Annotated in this window: 14 protein-coding genes; 10 read left to right on the top strand and 4 right to left on the bottom strand. The window is 74.3% G+C overall.

Annotated features, from left to right (window positions below):
* Genes ABZ318_RS05765 through ABZ318_RS05730 form a run of 8 tightly spaced genes read left to right on the top strand, consistent with a single transcriptional unit; the run spans position 1 to position 12027 of the window.
* Positions 1-2124, top strand: a complete 2124-nt coding sequence (locus ABZ318_RS05765; RefSeq protein ID WP_356901241.1) for a glycosyltransferase — start codon at positions 1-3, stop codon at positions 2122-2124.
* Positions 2117-3232: a sugar phosphate nucleotidyltransferase gene (locus ABZ318_RS05760; protein ID WP_356901240.1), complete on the top strand. Its 1116-nt coding sequence runs from the start codon at positions 2117-2119 to the stop codon at positions 3230-3232. The genes ABZ318_RS05765 and ABZ318_RS05760 overlap by 8 nt, the downstream gene beginning before the upstream one ends.
* 12 nt (positions 3233-3244) lie before the next feature.
* Positions 3245-6331 carry an HAD hydrolase family protein gene (locus ABZ318_RS05755; protein WP_356901239.1) on the top strand — a complete coding sequence of 1029 codons (3087 nt, stop codon included), beginning with the start codon at positions 3245-3247 and terminating at the stop codon, positions 6329-6331.
* Entirely contained in the window at positions 6328-8406 is a 2079-nt protein-coding gene (gene malQ / locus ABZ318_RS05750) for a 4-alpha-glucanotransferase (RefSeq protein WP_356901238.1), read from the top strand. Before ABZ318_RS05755 ends, malQ begins: the two co-directional genes overlap by 4 nt.
* 19 nt (positions 8407-8425) lie before the next feature.
* Positions 8426-9586, top strand: coding sequence for a sedoheptulose 7-phosphate cyclase (locus tag ABZ318_RS05745; RefSeq protein WP_356901237.1), 1161 nt, complete (start codon positions 8426-8428; stop codon positions 9584-9586).
* Complete coding sequence (locus ABZ318_RS05740; protein ID WP_356901236.1) at positions 9583-9987, top strand: cupin domain-containing protein; 405 nt, start codon at positions 9583-9585, stop codon at positions 9985-9987. Before ABZ318_RS05745 ends, ABZ318_RS05740 begins: the two co-directional genes overlap by 4 nt.
* Entirely contained in the window at positions 9968-11056 is a 1089-nt protein-coding gene (locus ABZ318_RS05735) for an ROK family protein (RefSeq protein WP_356901235.1), read from the top strand. The genes ABZ318_RS05740 and ABZ318_RS05735 overlap by 20 nt, the downstream gene beginning before the upstream one ends.
* Positions 11056-12027, top strand: a complete 972-nt coding sequence (locus tag ABZ318_RS05730; RefSeq protein ID WP_356901234.1) for an NAD-dependent epimerase/dehydratase family protein — start codon at positions 11056-11058, stop codon at positions 12025-12027. Before ABZ318_RS05735 ends, ABZ318_RS05730 begins: the two co-directional genes overlap by 1 nt.
* Positions 12028-12062: 35 nt before the next feature.
* Here ABZ318_RS05730 and ABZ318_RS05725 read toward each other — a convergent pair whose 3' ends face one another.
* On the bottom strand, positions 12063-12932 hold the full coding sequence (locus tag ABZ318_RS05725; protein WP_356901233.1) for an alpha/beta hydrolase: 870 nt from the start codon (positions 12930-12932) through the stop codon (positions 12063-12065).
* Positions 12933-12999: 67 nt separating this feature from the next.
* On the opposite strand from ABZ318_RS05725, the gene ABZ318_RS05720 reads away from it, so the two are divergent.
* On the top strand, positions 13000-13455 hold the full coding sequence (locus ABZ318_RS05720; RefSeq protein WP_356901232.1) for a MarR family transcriptional regulator: 456 nt from the start codon (positions 13000-13002) through the stop codon (positions 13453-13455).
* Positions 13456-13607: 152 nt separating this feature from the next.
* Here ABZ318_RS05720 and ABZ318_RS05715 read toward each other — a convergent pair whose 3' ends face one another.
* The 3 genes from ABZ318_RS05715 to ABZ318_RS05705 all read right to left on the bottom strand — a co-directional run bounded on the left by ABZ318_RS05715 (position 13608) and on the right by ABZ318_RS05705 (position 15038).
* A complete protein-coding gene (locus ABZ318_RS05715; RefSeq protein ID WP_356901231.1) occupies positions 13608-14045 on the bottom strand; it encodes a DUF2267 domain-containing protein in 438 nt (145 codons plus the stop codon).
* 66 nt (positions 14046-14111) lie between these two features.
* Positions 14112-14507 carry a DUF2267 domain-containing protein gene (locus ABZ318_RS05710; RefSeq protein ID WP_356901230.1) on the bottom strand — a complete coding sequence of 132 codons (396 nt, stop codon included), beginning with the start codon at positions 14505-14507 and terminating at the stop codon, positions 14112-14114.
* Positions 14508-14606: 99 nt separating this feature from the next.
* The gene (locus tag ABZ318_RS05705; RefSeq protein WP_356901229.1) at positions 14607-15038 is read right to left on the bottom strand and encodes an Hsp20/alpha crystallin family protein; all 432 of its coding nucleotides are present in this window, start codon (positions 15036-15038) and stop codon (positions 14607-14609) included.
* A gap of 126 nt (positions 15039-15164) precedes the next feature.
* Between ABZ318_RS05705 and ABZ318_RS05700 the strand changes: the two genes are divergently transcribed.
* Entirely contained in the window at positions 15165-15794 is a 630-nt protein-coding gene (locus ABZ318_RS05700) for a type III effector protein (protein ID WP_356901228.1), read from the top strand.
* Positions 15795-15866 lie beyond the last annotated feature (72 nt).

Raw genomic sequence — 15866 nt, 5'->3', positions numbered from 1 at the left:
GTGAGTCACGTGACCGACGAACCGCTGCACGTCATCGAGACGTACTTCGAATGCTGCGGCTTCGACCACACCTTCCTCCAGGGCGGCACCTCGGTGTACCTCTGGAACCTCTCCCGCGCCTTCGCCCGCAAGGGCCACCGGGTGTCCATCGTGACGCCCGCCCACGGGCGCCTCGACGACCTGCGCCGTCGCCACGCGGTCGAGGACCTCCCCTACGAGGACCGCTACACCCTCCCCCTCGTCCTCGACCCCGAGGTGTGGCGGGGCTTCCCCGCCGAGGTGCACGTGGCGCTGCGCACCACGGCGCACCGCATCCGTCTGGAGGGCGTCGACCTCTACTTCCTGTCGAACGACCACCTGGACCGGCTGCCCGACACCTTCTACCCGCCGTACTCGGCGAAGGGCCGGGACCTCACCTTCTTCAAACCGCTGGTCTTCCAGGTCGACAGCGTGCGCTTCCTGCGCGGCTGGTTCGGCGACGAACGGGCGATCGTCCACGCCCACGAGCCCTACTACCACTACCTGCTGCCGCCGGCGCTGAGCGGCGACCCGCTGAAGAGCGTGGTCACCACCGTGCAGAGCAACATGCCGATTACCAAGAAGGTGTACGGACCCGAGGTCCGCAGGCTCCTCGAACTCCTCGGCGCGCCACCGCTGCCGGACGAGGAACCGTCGCTTCCGGCCGGTGAGCGCGAGGCCCAGCGCCAGTACCAGACGCGTACCCATCTGCACTACGAGTACCCGGCCGACCACCTCACCGTCTACGGTCTGGTCGCCGACCACTCCGACGGGATCGACTTCCTCTGCCCCGGCCAGCGGGACTTCTACAACGGTTTCCGCGACACCCCGTTCGAGGAGCTGTTCGCGGCGCTGCCGATCTCCCGGACGGTCCGGCGCAACGCGCACAAGCAGTTCGTCGGCGGCTGCGCGATCTCGGACAGCTGGCTCGCCCGGGACCCGGACGCGGTGGACCGGGACGGCGTCCTCTCCGGGCTCGGTCTGGACCCGTCCCTGCCGACGTTCTTCCACAACGCCCGCTACGCGGTCCACCACAAGGGCCAGGTCGAACTGGTCAGGGCGATCGACCGGGTCCTCACCGACGGGCTCGCGGCTAATTTCGTCCTGCGCTGCATCACTGGCACCGGCATCGACGACCCGTACTTCCACGAGGTCGCCGAACGCCACAAGGGCCGGGTGCACCTGGAGTGGGAACGGGTCGACGAGAGCCGGGTCTTCGCCTACGCCGCCTCCGCCGATTTCTGCGTGTTCCCGTCCAAGTTCGAGATGGACACCTTCCTCATCGCCCAGGGCGAGGCCATGGCGTGCGGGGCGGTGCCGGTGGCCACCGCCCAGTGGGGCACGGCCCACTTCCGGCACGCCGACGAGGGCGCGACGCGGACCGGCTTCTCGGTCAACCGGTCGTTCGCCGAGGACGACGCGCTCCTCGTCGACGGGCTCGCCGACCGCTTCCACCGGGCCGTACGGCTCTTCCACGACGATCCCGACGAGTACCGGGCCCTGTCGGCCCGCGCCCGGCAGGTGGCCCGCACCTTCACCTGGGACCACTGCGCCGATCTCCACCTGGAGGTCTTCCGGGACCTCTGGCACGGGATCACCCCCCGGCCGACGGCCGACACGGCCCTGCGGCACGGCTGGTTCGACGCCCTGCCGTCCCGGACCTGGGAGGAGCGCCCCCGGGAGGTGCTCGACGCGGCCGTGGCGGCCGGCGACCTGGCCGCCGCCGAGCGGCTGGGCCCCGTCACCCCGGCACTGGCCCTCCGGTTCTTCGACGCCGCCTGGGAACGCGCCGACTTCGCCGTGTGCGAGGCGGTGGCGGGACGGTGGCCGGACGCGATACCCCCGGAGCGGGTGACCCGCCTCGGCGACCGGTGCGCGCCCCACGGCGAGGGCCTGCGGTACCGGCTCGCCCACGCGGAGCGCGTCGAACTGGTCGTCCCCGGCCCCCGGGACCCCGAGGGCCGGGCGGAGGCGGAGGTCACCGAGTGGACCCGTGGCGCGGCCGGGGAGTTCGTCGGCGCCGCCCCGCCCGCGGGCACGGGCGCCCGGCTGCTCCTGACGCTTTCGAACGGCCGGATCGCCTGGGACGAGGTGCGTCATGGCTGAGTTCGACCCGGTCCGCACCGTCCTGCTCGCCGGCGGCCGGGGTGAGCGCATGGGGCGGCTCGGCGAAGGCCGGCTGAAGCCGCTCGTGCCGTACGGCGGCGCCTGCCGGCTCGTCGACTTCAGCCTGGCGAACGCGCGCGACTCCGGACTCGGGGAGGTGCTCCTGCTCTCGCAGTACGAGGAGCGCCTCCTGATGGACGACCTGCACTCCGCCTGGAACGGCGCCTCGCGCGACTTCCGGATCCACTTCGGGCCGTACGACGCGGCGTACCGCGCCACGGGCGAGGAGCTGCCCCCGCGGCTTCCCGACCGCACCTGGCCCCTGGAGAAGGGCACGGCCGACGCCCTCATCCGCAAGGGGGAGTACATCTTCGGCCCCCGGACCGAGCACGTCATGGTGCTCCACGCCGACCACGTCTACCGCTTCGACTACGGCCCGCTGATCCGGCGGCACATCGCGTCGCGGGCGGCGCTCACCCTCGCCTACCAGCGGATCGACCCGCGCTGGGTCCACCTCTTCGGCATGGTCGCGTTCGACCGGGACGGCTCCCTGACCACCTTCGTGGAGAAGCCCGAGCACCCCACGTCCGACCTCGTGTTCGCCGCCTTCTGCGTGTTCGACGCCAAGGTGCTCCGGCGGTACCTGGAGGAGCTGGAGGGCACGGACTGGCAGCACGACATCAGCCGGGACGTGATCCCGGCGATGCTCGCGGCCGGGGAACGGATCCGGGGGCACCGCGTCGAGGGCCACTGGGAGGACATCGGCACGGTGGAGCGCTACCACCGCGCCCATCTCGCGATGACCCGCCCCGACGCCGGCCTGCCGGTCGAGGCGCTGCCCTGGACCATCTCGCCCTATCTGCACCGGCGTCGGGTCGACTCGCCGGGCGTCCGCCGCTCCGTGGTCCCCTTCGACATGGTCAGCCGGGGGCACGTCGAGGACAGCGTGCTCTTCCCGGGTGTCCGGATCGGCGAGGGGGCGCGGGTGCGGCGCAGCGTGGTGCTGCCCGGCGCCGTGGTGCCGGACGGCGCCGACATCGACTCCGCGGTCGTCCTGGAGAACGGCTTCGTCCAGCACGTCGAACCCGCGCCGAACGCCGCACGCTGAGGGAGCACATCCATGCACATCATCAACTTCGCCTACGAATGCGGCGGCTTCGACCCCCGGCTGATGCGCGGGGGCCTCTCGCCGCTGGTGTGGAACCTGTCCCGGGAGTACGCCTCCCTGGGGCACCGGGTGTCGATCGTCACCCCCGCGCACGGGCACCTCGACCGGCTGCGCGAGTCGTACGCGATCGAGGACCTGGACTTCCGGCTCGACCACACGGTGCCGCTGGTGCTCGATCCGAAGACCTGGCCCGGCCGTCCCGCCGAGACGGCGCTGTCGCTGACGACCCGGGCCCATCTCCTGCGGCTCGACGGCGTGGACGTGTACTTCCTGTCCGACGCCCAGCTGGACCTGCTGCCCGACCGGCTGTATCCCCCGCCGGACTCCGAGGGCCGGGACCTGTCGTTCTTCAAGCCGCTGGTCTTCCAGGTGGCCGGACTGCGCTTCCTGCGGGAGCGGCTCGGCGGGGAGGAGCCGGCGATCGTCCACGGCTTCGAGCCGTCCTACCACCACCTCGTCCCGCTGGTGCTGCGCGACGACCCCCGGTGGCGCTGTGTCAGTACGGTGGCGGCCAACGCGCCGATCACGCAGAAGGTCTACCGGCCCCAGGTCGAGGCCCTGCTGGGCCTCTTCGACGCGTCACCCGGGCCGGCCGGTGCCGGGACGGTCGGGGCGGTCTCCCTCGACGCCTGGGAGGAGGTGCCGCCGCCGGAGGACTCGCCGGCCGCCGCCATGGTGCGGGCCCTCGCGGCGACGCGCCTGCACACCGAGTACGGTCCCGACCACGTGGGCCTCTTCCCGCAACTCCTCGCCCACGCCGACCTCGTGGACTTCGTCTCCCCCGGCCAGCGCGACCACTACAGCACCTTCGCCGACACCCCGATGGAGCGGTACGTCGCCTCGCTGCCCGTCTCCGGCCTGCTGCGGGAGCAGGCGGGCAAGCTCTTCGACGGGGGCTGCGGAGTCTCCGGGGCGTGGCTGGAGAGGGACCCGGCGGGGGTCGACCGCGACGCGGTGCTGCGCTCCCTGGGACTCGATCCGGCCCGGCCGGTCTTCTACCACGCGGCCCGGTACGCCGTGCACCACAAGGGCCAGCTGGAGCTGATGCGGGCCGTGGAGGAGGTCCTGGCCGGCGGTGCGGAGGTCAGCTTCCTCCTGCGGTGTGCGACGGGCGCGGGCGGAGCGGCCGAGGCGTCGCCCGCCAACGCGTACTTCCAGCGGGTCGCCGACGCGTACCCGGACCGGGTGCGGCTCGACTGGCGGCTCGTCGACGAGGACGCGCTCTTCGCGGAGGCCGCCTGCGCCGACTTCTGCGTCTATCCGTCGAAGTTCGAGCTCGACGGGTTCCTCATCGCGCAGGCCGAGGCGATGGCCTGCGGCGCCGTGCCCGTCGCCACCGCGCAGCGGACCACCGCCCACTTCGGGCACGCGCTTCCCCACGAGGACCCGGCGGCGACGGGTTTCGCGGTGCGCGGCTCGTTCCGCGACGACGACCGCGAGCTCGCGTCGCTGCTCGCGGACCGGATCCGTGCCGCGGAGCGGACGTTCCGCGAGGCGCCCGGGGAGTACGCGCGGCTGTCCGCCGCGGCCTCCGGGACCGCCCGCGGTTTCACCTGGGGCGAGAGCGCGCGCCGCCGCCTCGGCGCGTTCCGGGAGCTCCTCGACGGCGTCCCCCGCCGGCTGCCGGCGGGGGACGCGATCCGGTACGGATGGTTCGAGCTGCTCGACGGGGCGGAGTGGACCGAGCACCGGGAGGCGATCGCCCGGCGCGCCCTCGAACTGGGGGACGCCGCCGCCTACGGGCGGTGCGCCGAGCTCGACGGGGCCGCGTACGAGGCGCTGTTCGCCGCCGCGTTCCGGCGGGCGGACTTCCCGCGCTGCGCCGAGCTGGCGGAGGCGGCGGGCCGCGAGGCGCTGATGGCCCCGGTCCGGCACCGCTGCCGTGTCTCGCCCGCCGAGCCGGACGGGACGCTCCGGGTGGAGTACCGGCATCCGGAGGTGACGGCGGTCGACGTCGTGATCGAGGGGGACGTGACGGCGGACCCCGGCGGCACGGACCCGGCCGGTCCGGAACCCCTCGAATCGGCGGCCGAGGCCGCGCTGTCGGACGAGCCGGTGCCGCCGGCCGGCACGACCCGGACCACCGCGCTGCGGCGGGACGCCGACGGCGTCTTCCGGGGCTCCGTCCGGGCCGACGGTCTGCGGGCGGGCCTCGTCCTCCGGCTCACGCTCACCGGCGGCCGCGTGACCTGGGACAACGTCCCTCTCCCGGAGGCACCGCCCTACCGCGTCGTGGCCACCGACCTCGACGGCACGCTGCTCCGCGGCGATCTGACGGTCTCGTCGCGGACCCGGCGCGCGCTCGATCTGGTGGCCGCGTCGGGGGCCCGGCACCTCGTGGTGACCGGCCGTCCGGCCGCCGCGTGCCGCCGGCTGCTCGACTCCCTCGGCTACACGGGGCTCGCCGTCTGCGGGCAGGGCGCGCAGCTGTACGACGCGGGCGCGGACCGGCTGCTGTCCGCGGAGCGGCTCGACACCGGACTGGCGCGCTCGGTCGTCGCCCGCGTCGAGGACTTCGTCGGCCCGCTCGAACTCGGGGTGGTGACCTCGCCCCCGGAGAGCCGCTTCAAGGTCACACCGGGTTTCGGCGAGCGGGTGCGGCACGGCTGGGACGTCACGGCCGACCGCTCGCTGCTGTGGGAGGCGCCGATCGACAAGCTGGTGCTGCACCACCGTGTCCTCGGGGACGACGAGCTGGCCGAGACGGCCCGCCGGCTCTGCGGTGAGGAGGTGACCGTCGTGCACTCCGTCCAGGGCATGGTCGAGGTCCTGCCGCGGGGCATCACCAAGGGCACCGGGGTGGCGCGGGCCCTGGAACTCCTCGGCGCCGCGGGCGAGGAGACCGTGGCCTTCGGCGACATGCCCAACGACCTGCCGATGCTCGTGCTCGCCGGCCACGGCGTGGCGGTCGCCAATGCGCATCCGGCGCTGCGGGCCGTCGCGGACGAGATCGCGCCGGGCAACGAGGAGGACGGCGTGGCGGCGGTCCTGGAGCGCCTCTTCGGCACGCCGGTGGCGCCCATGGGGGGTGGCGTGTGAGCGACCCGCTCTCCCGTCTCGCCGAGGCCCACGGCGTGGCGACGGGCTACCGCACCGACCGGGGGCGCCCGGTCGAGGTCCCCCGGGACACCCTGGTCGCGGTGCTCGCCGCGTGCGGCGTCGACGCCTCGACACCCGCCGCCGCGGAAGCCGCCCTCGCGGCCCACCGCGCCGAGCGGGCCCGCCGGCTCGTCCCGCCGTGCGTCGTGGTGCGGGGGCCTCGTGGCCCCCGCCCGGAGCTGCCGGCCGGGGCCGGGGCCGAGGTGTTCTGCGCCGACGGCCGTACGCGGGGACTCGACGAGCCGCTGCCGGTGGGGTCCCACACCCTGAGCGTGGAGCGGGACGGACGGCGGGACGCCGCGGTGCTGCTGGTCGCGCCGGAGCGGTCTGCCCCGGCGCCGTACTCCTGGGGCTTCCTCGTCCAGCTCTACTTCCTGCTCTCGCGCCGTTCCTGGGGCATGGGCGACCTCGGCGACCTGACCGAGCTGGTCTCCTGGGCGGGACGGGACCTGGGGGCGGACTTCGTCCAGCTGGGTCCGCTGCACGCGATGGAGCCCGGTCCGCTGCCGGATCCGTCGCCCTACCGTCCGAGCAGCCGGCGCTTCCCCGATCCGATGCACGTGCGGGTCGAGGCCGTCCCCGAGTTCGCGTACCTGGCGGAGGGGCCGCGTGCCCGCGTCCGGCGGCTCGCGGACCGGGCCGCGTCCCTCAACTCCGCCGTCCTGGCCGGGGAGTCGCTCATCCGCCGCGAGGAGGTGCGCGAGCTGAAGCTGGCGGCCCTGCGCGAGGTGTACGAGGTGCCCCGCTCACCGGGGCGTGCGGCGGCGTTCGCCGCGTTCACGGCGCGGGAGGGCCGCGACCTCACGGACTTCGCCACCTGGTGCGCGCTGGCGGAGGTCCACGGCCCGGCCTGGCGTTCCTGGCCCGCCGCGCTGCGCGACCCGCGGTCGGCGGTCGTGGCCGACGCCCGGCGGGTCCTGTCCGGCGCCGTCGACTTCCACCGGTGGCTCGCCTGGATCACCGACGAGCAGCTCGCCGGCGCCCAGCGCGCCGCGCGGGAGGCCGGGATGCACGTCGGACTCGTCCACGACCTGGCGGTGGGGGTGGCCCCCGAGGGGGCCGACGCCTGGGCGCTCCAACACTGTCTGGCCGAGGGCATGTCGGTGGGGGCTCCGCCGGACGACTTCAATCCGGCCGGTCAGGACTGGGGTCAGCCGCCGTGGCGTCCGGACGCGCTGGCCGCGGAGGGCTACCGGCCCTTCGCCCGTCTGCTGCGTGCGGGGCTGCGGCACTCCGGCGCCCTCCGCGTCGACCACGTCATGGGGCTCTTCCGCCTCTGGTGGGTGCCCGAGGGGCGGCCTCCGACCGACGGCACCTACGTCCGGTACGACGGCGCGGCGATGCTGGCCGTGCTGGGCGCCGAGGCGGCGGCCGCCGGGGCGTTCGTCATCGGGGAGGACCTGGGCACGGTCGAGCCGGAGGTCCGCGAGGAGCTCGCGGCGCGGGGCGTGCTGGGGACGGCCGTGCAGCGCTTCGAGTACGAGGGCGGTTCCGAGGGCCGGGCGGGTCCCCTGCCGCCGGAACAGTGGCGTGAGCACTGCCTGGCCACCCTGACCACGCACGATCTGCCCACCACGGCGGCCTGGCTCAGCGGTGAACACGTCGACCTGCGGGCCTCGCTGGGGCTGCTCGCCCGGCCGCCCGAGCAGGAGAAGGCCGAGGCCGCCGCCGAACGGGACGGCTGGCTCGACGCGTTGGAACGGCTCGGGCTGCTGCCCGACCCCGCCGGCGAGGTCGCGGCCCTGCACACGTACCTGAGTCTGACGCCGGCCCGGATGATCGGCGTCTGGCTTCCGGACACGACCGGCGACCGGCGGCCGCAGAACCTGCCGGGCACGGCGGGGATCCACCCCAACTGGTGCCTGCCGATCGCCGACGGGCAGGGCCGCCCCGTATCCCTGGAGGAGCTGTCCGAGGCTCCGCTCGTCCGCCACCTGGCCGAGGTGTACGCACGCCGGCCGCAAGCACACCGAGTGACCAACGAGGAGAGGCATGTCAAGCCGGGTTCTAGTTGACGAGGCACGTCTGTCGGGGGTGTGGGAGGACGCCGACGGCTTCAGCCTGCTCGCGCCGGACGGCACCGGGTACCGGTCGGACCTCGTCCCGGGGGTGCTCTCCCCCGGGAATCCCGCACTCGCCCGCGCCGTGGGCGGACGCCGGGTCGTCGCCTTCACGGGGCCGACCGTCGACCGCCTGTACGGACGGGCGCTGCGCGACTACCTGGAGGCGAACCTGACACCGGGGACGTGGACCCTGCACACGATCCCCACCGGGGAGAAGAACAAGACCCTGGCCATGGCGGAGCGGGTCTGCTCGCTCGCCAAGGCGGCGGGGCTCGACCGGCACGGGGTCATGCTGGCCCTCGGCGGCGGGATCGTCTCGGACGTCGTGGGCTTCGCCGCCTCGATGTACTCCCGGGGGATCCGCTACGTCCGGATCAACACCACCCTCGTCGGCCAGGTGGACGTCGGTGTCGGCGTCAAGACGGGGGTCAACGCCCTGCACACGAAGAACATGTTCGGCGCCTACCACCCCGCGCACGCCTCGCTGAGCGATCCCGCGTTCCTCTCCACCCTGCCCCCGCGGGAGATCCGGTGCGGTCTCGCCGAGATCGTGAAGATGGCCGTGATCCTGGACGAGGAGCTGTTCCGCACGCTGGAGCGGTACCCGGACGCCTTCCGGCGGGACGGGACCCCGACGCCGCCCGAGGTCGAGACGTACGTCCTGCGCACCTCGATGCGGCTGATGATGGAGGAGCTGTGCCCGAACCTGCGGGAGCACCAGCTCGCCCGCCTGGTGGACTTCGGCCACACCTTCAGCCCCGTGATCGAGACGGCCGGCGACCACCGCCTCGAACACGGCGAGGCCGTCGCCGTCGACATGGCGCTCTCGGCCTGTCTGGCGCTGCGGCTCGGTCTGGTCGACGAGCGGGAGTGCGACCGGATCATCGGTCTCCTCGCCCGCATCGGGCTGCCCGTCTTCGACGCGGAGACCTGCACGCCGGAACTGATGACGCGGGCGCTCGAGGAGTCCTGGGAACGGCGCGGCCGCCGGCTGCACCTGGTGGTCCCCATCGCCGCGGGCAAGGCGACGTTCGTCGACGACCTCGCCGACGTGCCCCGCGACGTGCTCCGCCTCGCCCTGGACGACCTCGCCCTGAGAGCCGACGGCATCGCCGCGGGGGGCCGGCCGTGACCCGGGGCACCGGGACCGCGCGGCCCCTCGCGAACCTGCGGCACCTGCTCTCCCCGAAGCCGCACGACCACGGCGGGGCGGGGACGATCCTCGCCCACCGGATCTTCGCCCGGGGCGAGGGGGCCGGCGCCGGCTTCATCGACCTGGCCGTCCTGCCGCCGGGGACGTCCATCGGGCGGCACCGGCACGGCCGTGACCGCGAGACGTACGTCGTGCTCAGCGGCAGCGGCGTGATGTACCGGGACGGAGAGGCGTTCCGGGTGGAGGCCGGGGACGTCATCCCCAACGAGCCCTTCGGCGAACACGGTCTGAGCAATGACACGGACACGGAACTGGCGCTTCTCGTCTTCGAGGTGGAGGCCGACGACAGGAGGGACCCCGATGGCGATCCCGCCCGGTGACCCGGCGGTGACGAGGACCGGCGGGCCCCTGATCGTCATGGACGTCGGGGGGACGACGCTGCGCGTCGGCACCTTCGACGTCCGGGGCGGCGGACGGCTGTCGGACGTGGCCCGGATGCGGGTGGACGGCATGGACCGTCACCCCGGTACGCCGGTGCCCGTGCTCCAGCGGCAGGTGGTCGACCAGATCGTGCGCGAGGCCGAGCGACGGGCCGGGACGCCGTGGGCCGGGACGCGCCCCGGTCCCGCGCCGGCCGCCCTGGCCGTCGCCTTCGCCGGCCCGGTCGCCCGGGACGGGATCGTCCTGGGCGCCCCGACGGTGTGGGGCGAGGGCGGCGAGCCCCTCCCGCTCCAGGAGGTCCTGAGCGCCCGGCTCTCCGTGCCGGTGCTCGTCGTCAACGACCTCACGGCGGCCGCCTGGCGGTACGGGACGGAGAGCACGGTCCCGTTCTGTCTGCTGACCGTCAGCTCCGGCATCGGGAACAAGGTGTTCCGCGACGGCGACGTACTCCTCGACGCCGGGGGGTACGGCGGGGAGCTCGGTCACTGGACCTGCGACCGCTCCCCCGACGCCCCGCTGTGCGACTGCGGGGGGCGCGGGCACCTGGGGGCGATCGCCTCGGGGCGGGGCGTCCTCGCCGCGGTGCGCCGGGCGGCGGCGGCCGACCCGGCGGGGTACGCCCGGTCGGCACCGGCCCGCGCCGGAACGGCCGATCCGCGCTTCCTCGGCAATCCGGAGATCGCGGAGGCCGTACGGAACGGGGACCCGTTCACCACGGCCGTGCTGCGCTCCACCCTCGTGCACCTGGCGGCGGCCGTGGGCGCGGTGTTCGCCTCGATCGGGATCCGCCGCTACGTCCTGATGGGAGGCTTCGCCCTCGCGATCGGCGAGCGCTACCGGGAGCTGCTGGTGGAGGAGCTCGTACGGCAGGGTTGCTTCGGCCTGGCAGCCGCCCAGGTCGACGCCATGGTCGTGCTGGGCGAGGACGACGACGACCACGGCCTGATCGGGGTGGGCCGGCTCATGGCCCGCCGTCTCGCGGCGCACCGGGAGAAGGTGACCCTCTGATGTCCGTCCGTACGGAGGACTCCGCGTCCGTCGCGGTCGCGCCACCCGGCACGGCCCGCCGGACGCTGGTGGTCGGCAGCGGGTTCGTCGGTTCCGAGATCGCCCGCCGGCTCGTCCTCGAGGGCCATGAGGTGACGCTCGGCTCCCGGGGGCGGCCCGCCGTCGCACCCGAGGCGTACGGAGCGCGGTGGAGGGCGCTGGACGCCACCGACGCGAGGGCCTGCGCCCGGGTCGTGGCGGCCGTCGCACCCCGCACGGTCGTCCTGGTCCACGGGCCGTCCGACGTCACCTGGTGCGAGGCGCATCCCGAGGAGGCGGCCGCGGCGCACAGGGCCGCGACCGCCCACTTCGCCGCGCTGCCGGGCCTGGACCGCGTCCTGATGATCTCGACGGACAACGTGTTCGACGGCAGGTGCGCCGAGAACGTCGAGTCCACCCCGGTCGCGCCCGCCAACGCCTACGGGGCGGCGAAACGCGCCGCCGAGGAGATCCTGCTGTCCCGGGCGGTCTCCCCGGCGACGGCCCTGCGCGTCAGTCTCGTGTACGGCCACGAGCCCGCGGACGGCGGGAAGTGGCTGAACTTCTTCTCGTCCTGCGCTCACCGCCTGGCCCGTGGCGAGACGGTGGAGGCACCGGCCGACCAGTGGACCACGCCGGTCCTCGTGGACGATGTCGCCCTGGTGGTCGCCCTGCTCCTCGCGCACGAGGGCGTCCTTCCTCCCGTGCTGCACCTGGGAGGTCCGGAGCGTGTCTCCCGTGCGGCGTGGGCCGGCGAGATCGCCCGTGTCCTGGACGTGCCGGCGGACCTGGTGAAGCCGGTCCCCCGGGCCGCCGGTCGCTACGCCTCCCGGCCGCGGAACACGTGCCTCTCCAGCACGTTGCTGTCGGCCGTGCCCGGGATGGACGCCGTTCCCCTGCGGGACGTGGCGGCGGCCGCCGAGTCCCTGGCGCCGCTGTTCCTCCGGCGCTGAGGCACCGGGAGGCGTCACCTCCGCGCCCTCGTCCGTCACGACGGCGGCGCGGAGCGTCTCCCGGGAGAGCGGCCGTCTCCGTCCAGGAAGGCCGTCAGCCGGTCGTCGAGCTCCTTCGGTGCGGTGAGCGGCAGGGAGTGGTGGGTGGCTCCGGGGAGCAGGGCCACCTCGGCGTGCGGGAGCGCCCGGCGGGCCCGGTCGGCGACCGCGGCGGCGTGGTGGGTGCGGCTGTCTTCCGCGAGCAGGACCAGGACGGGCATGTCGAGGTCGGCGGCGCGGGGGCGGGTGCCGGTGATCAGCTTGCGGCCGGGGACGGTGGTGGCGAGCGCGTAGAGCCGCTGCCAGGTCTCGTCCGGGTGGGTGCCCGCCGTCTCCCAGGCCAGGAAGGCGCGCGCCCGGGCCTCGCTCGGGCGGATCAGGGTGGGCAGCGCGCGCAGCAGGTAGCCGGGGCGGAAGCCGGCGAAGACCTGGGTGGGGTCCACGAGGGCGAGGCGGTCCACCCGTGACGGTGCGTGCGCCGCGTACCGGGCGGCCATCCAGGCGCCGTACGAGTGGCCGCACAGGTGTGTGCGGGCGAGCCCGAGGCCGTCCAGGAGCGCGTCCAGCCAGGCCGTGAGGTCGTCGGCGTTCCTCAGCGGTGTGCCCTGGCGCCGGGTGCGGCCGGCGTCGCCCATCAGGTCCACCGCGTGGACCCGGTACTGCTCCCCCAGTGCCGGTGCGTTGGCGAACCAGACGAGGCCGGTCGCGGAGCCGCCGGGCAGCAGGAGCAGGGGGCTGCCGCCCGGCGCGCCGTACACGTGGACCCGGGTGGGCCCGTACGGGGTGGCGACGTCACGCTCCTCGGTGGATTCGGGCCAGCGGGCCCGGAGCGCGTCGTAGGCGCGGTCGAACTCGGACGGGGACACGGCGATTCCTCTCGCTGGGCGATAATCTCGCTCAGCGAGATATTAGCCGTGAGACCGAGGAGTGTGCATGGACGATCGGAGTCCGGTGATGGGACTGGTGCACCTGCTGCGCGCGGTCACCGTGGAGTTCGACGTGCTCGGCGCCGAGTTCGCGGCGCGCCACGGGCTGCATCCCACCGATGTGCGCGCGCTGATCCACCTGTTGGACGCGGAGCGCGCGGGCGTCCGGGCCACGCCCGGGTGGCTCGGCGAACAACTGCGGCTGAACTCCGCCGGGACCACCTCCCTGGTGGACCGGCTGGAGCGGCTCGGGCTGGTCTCGCGCAGCAGGGACACGGCGGACCGGCGGCGCGTGCTGCTGAAGGTGGAGGAGAAGGCCACCGAGCTCGGATGGGCTTTCTTCGGGCCGGTGATCGGCGAAGTGGTGGCGGTCGCGGAGGATTTCGAGGCGGGCGAGCTGGAGTCGGTGCGCCGTTTCCTCACCGCCGTGCTGGAGTCCGTCGGGCGGGCGCGTTCGGCCTGACGGGGCTTCGGCCGGTGAGGGTGACCGGTCCCGGCGGTGGCCGCCTCGCCCGGTCCCGGTGGCCGCCCGCCCCACCCGGTCCCGGCACGGAGTGGGGGTGGGGCGGACAGCCGCGCGCCGGTCGTGTCCGCCCCGGGCCCCCGCGTCGCGCGCTACGCGGCGGGGGCGAGTTCGGCGCGGCCGAACAGCAGCGCGTAGCCGGTGGGGAGCTGGCGGAGGATGCGGGTCAGGAGGTCGGGGCCGGCGTAGGCCGCGACGGCGGAGAAGACCGATCCGGTGTCCCAGCGGGTGGTGGCCAGGGAGGAGCCGGTGCGGGCGGCGAGGTCCTTGACGAACGCCCATCCCCCCAGCGGCCGGGGGTCGGGGATCTGGGCGGTGAGGATGCACGCGGCCTCGAACGGCAGGCGGGCGGCCAGTTCGACGCGTTCGTCGCCGGTCAGCTGGCGCCCCAGCCCCCCGAGGACGAGGCGGACGGCTTCCTCGGCCCTCGCGCGGTCGGGATAGGCGCCGTCGTAGCGGACCTTCTCCAGCATCTGCTCGTACGCCCTGCCGTGGGGCTGCCGGAACGGTGCGCTCTGGTCGGACATCACTGCGGTGGTTGCCTTTCTGTCACCGGGGTCGTGGTGGCCGGTGCGCGGCCACCGGAGGTGGGGGGGTCAGGTGGGCTGGGGGCGGCCGAAGAGGAGGTCGTAGCCCTCGGGCAGCTGGAGCAGGACCTCCTTGAGGAGGCCGTCGCCGGCGGCGTCGGCGACCGTGGAGAGGACGGCGCCGACGTCCCAGGCCGCGGTCCGTTCCGTCGCGCCCTCGATCCAGGCCGCCGTCGCCCGTACGAACCGCTCGGGCGAGAGCGGCTCGGCGCTCTGCAGCGGGTTGAGCAGGATCAGGGCGAAGGCTTCCGGCAGGCGCGCGGCCAACCGGGCGCGCACCTCGCCCACCAGGTGTGCGCCCAGCAGGGCGAGCACCACGCGGGCCGCGCGTTCGGCCTCCTGCACGGTGTCGTATGTGCCGCGTTCCTTCACCTGATCGAGAAACGCTTCCCGTCGTACGGTCACGTCGGCCGCCACCCTTCCTCGGTCCAGGGGCGCGGAGGACGGGCGAGGGGGAGATCAGATGCCCGTCCTCCGCCGCTGTTCAGCCCTTGTTCGTCCGGCTCAGCCGGAGATCTCCTTGCGGCCCGCGCCGACGCCGATGGCGATCTTGCGGGGCTTGGCGCGCTCGGCGATCGGGATGCGCAGGGTGAGCACGCCCGCCTCGTAGTCGGCCTGGATGCGCTCGGTGTCCAGCGTGTCGGCCAGCACGATCTGGCGCGAGAAGACACCCAGCGGCCGCTCCGAGAGTTCCATCTGCACGTCGTCGGCCTTCGTCACGGGCCGGCGCTCGGCCTTGACGGTCAGCATGTTCCGTTCGACGTCGATGTCGATCGCGTCCGGACCGACACCGGGGATGTCGAAGGCCACCACGTACTCGTCGCCCTCGCGGTAGGCGTCCATGGGCATCGGGGACGGTCGCGTCCAGGTCCCCGGACCCATCACCTGCTGGGCCAGCCGGTCGAGCTCGCGGAAGGGGTCAGTGCGCATCAACATCGAAGAACACCTCCAGAGGTTCGGGCAGTTGCTGCCAATGCGCCTCACTGAAACCGTTGTAACATGTCATCCAATGGATGACAAGCGAGGGCGTCATCCAAAGGACGACCACCGAGGGAGATGCCCATGACCCCGGCCGACCGACCGGAACAGTCCGGCGCCGACGCACAGAGCCCGGCGTCCTTCCTCGCCGCCGCGGCGGCTCTCCGGGCCATAGACGAGGCCCTGCGGGCCGCTCGGCACACGGCCCCCGGCAGCGGCGAGGCCCCCGCCGTCGGCACGGACCAGGCCCTGGCCTCGCTGCTGCTGCTGCGGCAGGTGCGCGAGGAGCTCGCCGGATGGGAGACCGGCCTGATCGAGACCGCCCGCCACGCGGGCGCCAGCTGGGCCGAGCTCGCCCACCCCCTCGGCGTCGCCAGCCGCCAGGCCGCCGAGCGCCGCTATCTGCGCAACCGGCCCGGACCCGACGGAACGACCGGCGAGCAGCGCGTCCAGGCCACCCGCGAGCGCCGCGCGGCCGAGCGCACCACCGCCACCTGGGCCCGGCGCAACGCGGCGGACCTGCGCAGCATCGCCGGGCGGATCACCGCCCTCACCGACCTGCCGACAGCGGCCGACCTGCCGCTGAGCAGGCTCCACGCGGCCCTCGCCCACAACGACCCGGCGGAGCTCGTCGACCCCCTCACCGCGACCCGCCCCCACCTGACCACCCATCCCGAACTCGCGGCGCAGCTCGACGACCTGACGCCCCCTTGAATCCGCCGGGGTCCACGCCGCGCGTGGCCCCGCCGGGGACCGGGAGGCGCCCGGACGCGGATCTTCTCCACA

The sequence above is a fragment of the Streptomyces sp. NPDC006197 genome, assembly GCF_040613865.1.
GTDB lineage: Bacteria > Actinomycetota > Actinomycetes > Streptomycetales > Streptomycetaceae > Streptomyces.
The sequence above is the reverse complement of the archived record's forward strand: the minus strand, read 5'-3'. Positions and strand labels throughout refer to the sequence as shown.

Bases quoted from the DNA above. Each gene is read 5' to 3' on its own strand.
- ABZ318_RS05760 (WP_356901240.1), top strand. From the start codon at position 2,117: ATGGCTGAGTTCGACCCGGTCCGCACCGTCCTGCTCGCCGGCGGCCGG.
- ABZ318_RS05755 (WP_356901239.1), top strand. From the start codon at position 3,245: ATGCACATCATCAACTTCGCCTACGAATGCGGCGGCTTCGACCCCCGG.
- ABZ318_RS05735 (WP_356901235.1), top strand. From the start codon at position 9,968: ATGGCGATCCCGCCCGGTGACCCGGCGGTGACGAGGACCGGCGGGCCC.
- ABZ318_RS05730 (WP_356901234.1), top strand. From the start codon at position 11,056: ATGTCCGTCCGTACGGAGGACTCCGCGTCCGTCGCGGTCGCGCCACCC.
- ABZ318_RS05720 (WP_356901232.1), top strand. From the start codon at position 13,000: ATGGACGATCGGAGTCCGGTGATGGGACTGGTGCACCTGCTGCGCGCG.
- ABZ318_RS05705 (WP_356901229.1), bottom strand. From the start codon at position 15,038: ATGTTGATGCGCACTGACCCCTTCCGCGAGCTCGACCGGCTGGCCCAG.
- ABZ318_RS05700 (WP_356901228.1), top strand. From the start codon at position 15,165: ATGACCCCGGCCGACCGACCGGAACAGTCCGGCGCCGACGCACAGAGC.